We start from the raw sequence: 3,634 nt of genomic DNA on the forward strand, positions 1-3,634 counted from the left end.
GATTGTGGGGCTGGGGGCGCTGCATGCGGAGGGCACCGAAGTGCGGCCGAGCTGACTCGTAGCAGCTGAGCACCCCCGTACGTATACGAGGATCTGCGGCGCTACAACATCGTGTGCCGTGTGCCGTGTGCCGTGTGCCTGGTGCCGCTCAGCGGAAATCGCTGAGCATGGCCAGGACTTCGTCGTACGTACCGTTCGCCGCCGCGTCGCGAAAGAACCTGGCGCGCTCGACGACGATCTCCCTGGCATCGGGGTATTCCCGCAGAAGGTCCACGGCCTCGGCGAGGTAGTCCTCCAGCGGCATGGCGTTCTCGTCGTCCTGCTGGCCCATGAGGGTGGTACGCACACCCGGCGGGACCACCTCGATCACCTGGACGCCGCTGTCGGCGAGCTGCACGCGCAGGCTCTCGGAGAAGGAGTGCAGCGCGGCCTTGGTCGCGCCGTAGGTCAGGGTGACCGCCAGTGGCACGAAGCCCATCGACGAGGTGACGTTCATGACGACCGCGTCGTCCTTGCCCGTGAGCAGGGGCAGGAAGGCGTACGTCATCCGGATCGTGCCGAGCAGATTGACCGCGACGTGGTCCTCGGCGACCTGGAGGGAGGCGGGGTCGAGGAGGCTCTCGCGCAGCATGATGCCGGCGTTGTTGACCAGGACGTTCAGGTCCGGGTGAGCGGCCGCCACCCTCTCGGCGGCGTGGGCGATCGACGCGGGGTCGGCGACGTCGAGGACGAGCGCCGCGATGCCGGGATGCTCGGTCGTGATCTCATCCAGGAGTTCCTTGCGGCGGCCGGCGACGATCACCTTGTTGCCGGCCTCGTGCAGCCGCAGCGCCAGGCCGAGCCCGATGCCCGAGGTGCCACCTGCGGGCCGTGCTGACGGCCGGCAGCGACGTCGACCGGGCCGCCCGTATGGTCGCCGAACTCCACGAAATCAGCCCCGAGTTCGCCCGCGTGTGGGAACTCGGGGAGGTCGCCCGGCGCTATGCGGAGTGCAAGACCATCCTCCACCCGGACCTCGGCCGTATCGACATCGACGCCCAAGTCCTGTTCACCGAGAACCGCGCCCAGACCCTGGTGGTACTGCCCGCCCGCCCCGGCACGGACAGCCAGGGAAAGCTCGAACTGCTCTCCGTCATAGGCCACCAGCAGCTCGCCACCTGACCCGGCACCGCCTCGACGACGCCCTATAACTTTTGAGGTTTCCGGCCGCGCGCTGTCACCAGACGATGAGTCGCCCGGCGCCGAAAGGCGCGACGCACGGAATGAGGCGGGGGATTGCCCGGAGCGCGTCAGGTTCCGGGGACGCGGCCCGGCCGACTTGACCCGCACGTCCGTAATCGACATCTCAGGGGGAACTGACCTCATGCGCATTCGGTTCAAGATCGGTAGTACTGCTGTAGCTCTGGGCGCCGTCGTAGCGCTCGTAAGCTCTTCGAACAGCGTCCCGGTGGCAGGTGAGGTGGAACTAGGCCGGCTGCAGCCGGTGGCGGGAACGTGCCCGTACAGCGGGAGCCACCCGGAACTGACCCGCAGCGACCGCTACTCGTCCGCCGTCAAGCACGCCCAGTGTCTGTGGAACACCCAGAACGACTTGCACGGCGGCCGGAAGCTGATCAACCAGGACGGGTACTTCGGTTCGGACACCTATGCGGCCATGCGCCGTATCCAGAGTGCGTGCGGGATCCTTGTGGACGGGATCGTGGGCCCAGACACCTGGAAGTGCCTGCACCCGGATCAGTCCCCGAATCCGAAGTACAAGGAAGGCGTGTGGCCCGTCGACTAGAGATCTTTAATGGTGCGGGTTACGTCGCGTCGTGACGGCTGTCGTGGGCCGCGCTGTGCCGGGAGAATGAAGTATCCCGATGGCGGTGGATTGACGGCCGAAGAACGGGCTCGGCGTGAGCAAGTCCGGCTCGCGGCTGCTGACTTGATCGAGGCCGGGGGCAGTGACCGGGAGGTGGCCCGGCGGTTCAGGGTGACCCGGATGTCGGCGAACCTCTGGCGGCGGGCGTTGGCTGCGGGCGGTCGGCGGGCCCTGGCCTCGACCTCCGTAACGGCAGCTGTCAAAGATCTCTGGTCATCGCCGCACTGGTTCTGCGTCCCGGCCGGGTGCTCCGCATCCGACCGGGACGTCCCGTCGACGCGGCAGCCGGTCCAGCTCGCAGGAGTGGCTCAGGAAGTCACCCAGCCAGCCCTCGCTGTTGCCGTGCTTGAAGGCGCGGGCCCGTGAGTCAACCGTCCATTGATGAGGGCGAGTTCCAGACCGAAGGTGGGGCATTGAGGCTTCCGGCCCTGACCGCGTGCAGGAGGTTCGCCAGGGCGTGGGGTGCTGCGCTGGCTACCTTGTGCGGGTGGTCGCTCTCGCGGAGGTGGATGCGGTCGGGGGGCGTTGCCGCCAGCTCTACGCAGTTGCCCTCGCCGCCACCGCTGAACGAGGACTTCTGCCAGGTGAGTTGGGGCATCGGGATCCCTTTCAGAGGGCGTACATGACGTGCTGGATGAGGCTCAGGGAGTCGCGGGACTTGTGGGCCTCCGGTGCCGACTCGGGGTCGACGGGAGCCAAGGCCAGCTGGCAGAGCCGCTCGAACATTTTGGCGTACTCGTCGAGTTGGTCGCCATCCCGCAGGAAGATTGAGTGCGTCGGATGCTCCAGGTAGACCGTGTCCAGCTCAGGCGTCGCGCCGCCGAAGATCGCAAATGCCTGGCTGTATGCGGAGTAGGCCCCTGCCTCGTAGGGAAAGACCCGCACCGTCACGTTGGGCAGTCTCGAGACCTCCATCAGCCGCAGCAGTTGTCGGCGCATCACCTTTGGGCCGCCCACATGGGCGTGGAGTGCTGCTTCGTGGACAACGGCGTGGAAGGCGACGGGAGCGTCCCCGGTGAGGATGCGCTGCCGTGTCAGTCGGAACTCGACGTACCTGTCGACTCGTTGGAGATCGCTCTCCGTTTCGCTCAGTACAGAACGGGCGTACTCCTCGGTCTGAAGCAGGCCCGGGATGAACAGCGGCTCCTGCGTGCGCAGCGTGGTCGAGCGCGATTCGAGCTCCGCCAGGTCCCGGGCTGCGGGACCGATAGTGTCGGAGAACTCGCCCCACCAACCTTTCCCGCGTTCCTGGGCCATCGCCATCAGGCCGTCGAAGTAGGCGTCCTGCGGACAACCGTAGGCGCGTAGCAACTTGTACAGCCCGTTGCGCGGGACATCGACGCGACCGCTCTCGATGTGGCTGATCCTGGTCCGCTCGGCATCGATGAGGTCGGCAGCCGCATCACCCGACATCCCTGCCTGGATGCGTAGTTTGCGCAGCTCAGCTCCCAGACGTCGCTGACGCTCGCTGGGACTGGTCCTTGGTGGCATGCGGTCCTCCCTGTGACTTTGCGCAGTGTGTCGCGCGGATTGCGCCGGCGTCCATCGCCCTGAAGGGGCGTCACCCTTGAGAGGGAAGCTAGGCGTACACGGTTGCAACTTTCCTAAGCGTGGCCCTAGCGTCGGCATCAACCCGACCACCCCGCGTCACGAGGAAGTACCCCCGTCCTCAAGCCAGTTGACGAGGCCCGGATCTGGTCACCGCGTAGACGCCCAACCCGAACAGGAGCCCTCATGGAAAGTCCTCCAAGTCCCAACGCCCACCCCCAC

5 protein-coding genes and 1 pseudogene are annotated in these 3,634 nt (G+C 66.7%); 3 read left to right on the plus strand and 3 right to left on the minus strand.

Going from position 1 to position 3,634, the window contains the following annotated elements:
- Positions 1-148: 148 nt before the first annotated feature.
- Complete coding sequence (locus G6048_RS47285; protein ID WP_165345787.1) at positions 149-847, minus strand: SDR family oxidoreductase; 699 nt, start codon at positions 845-847, stop codon at positions 149-151.
- Between the two features lie 14 nt (positions 848-861).
- On the opposite strand from G6048_RS47285, the gene G6048_RS47290 reads away from it, so the two are divergent.
- The 3 genes and pseudogenes from G6048_RS47290 to G6048_RS52275 form a co-directional block, all read left to right on the plus strand.
- On the plus strand, positions 862-1,161 hold the full coding sequence (locus G6048_RS47290) for an MmyB family transcriptional regulator (RefSeq protein ID WP_235991135.1): 300 nt from the start codon (positions 862-864) through the stop codon (positions 1,159-1,161).
- A gap of 286 nt (positions 1,162-1,447) precedes the next feature.
- Positions 1,448-1,783 carry a peptidoglycan-binding domain-containing protein gene (locus G6048_RS51240; RefSeq protein ID WP_328829079.1) on the plus strand — a complete coding sequence of 112 codons (336 nt, stop codon included), beginning with the start codon at positions 1,448-1,450 and terminating at the stop codon, positions 1,781-1,783.
- A 66-nt stretch (positions 1,784-1,849) separates the two neighbouring features.
- A pseudogene (locus G6048_RS52275) lies at positions 1,850-2,044 on the plus strand (helix-turn-helix domain-containing protein); the annotation flags it as partial.
- A 187-nt stretch (positions 2,045-2,231) separates the two neighbouring features.
- Here G6048_RS52275 and G6048_RS47300 read toward each other — a convergent pair.
- Both G6048_RS47300 and G6048_RS47305 read right to left on the minus strand, forming a co-directional pair.
- A complete protein-coding gene (locus G6048_RS47300; protein WP_165345785.1) occupies positions 2,232-2,462 on the minus strand; it encodes a DUF397 domain-containing protein in 231 nt (76 codons plus the stop codon).
- 11 nt (positions 2,463-2,473) lie between these two features.
- Positions 2,474-3,355 carry a helix-turn-helix domain-containing protein gene (locus tag G6048_RS47305; protein ID WP_165345786.1) on the minus strand — a complete coding sequence of 294 codons (882 nt, stop codon included), beginning with the start codon at positions 3,353-3,355 and terminating at the stop codon, positions 2,474-2,476.
- Between the last annotated feature and the right edge of the window lie 279 nt (positions 3,356-3,634).

Origin of the sequence: Streptomyces ureilyticus (assembly GCF_011045025.1) — a bacterium.
In the GTDB taxonomy this organism is placed as follows: domain Bacteria; phylum Actinomycetota; class Actinomycetes; order Streptomycetales; family Streptomycetaceae; genus Streptomyces; species Streptomyces ureilyticus.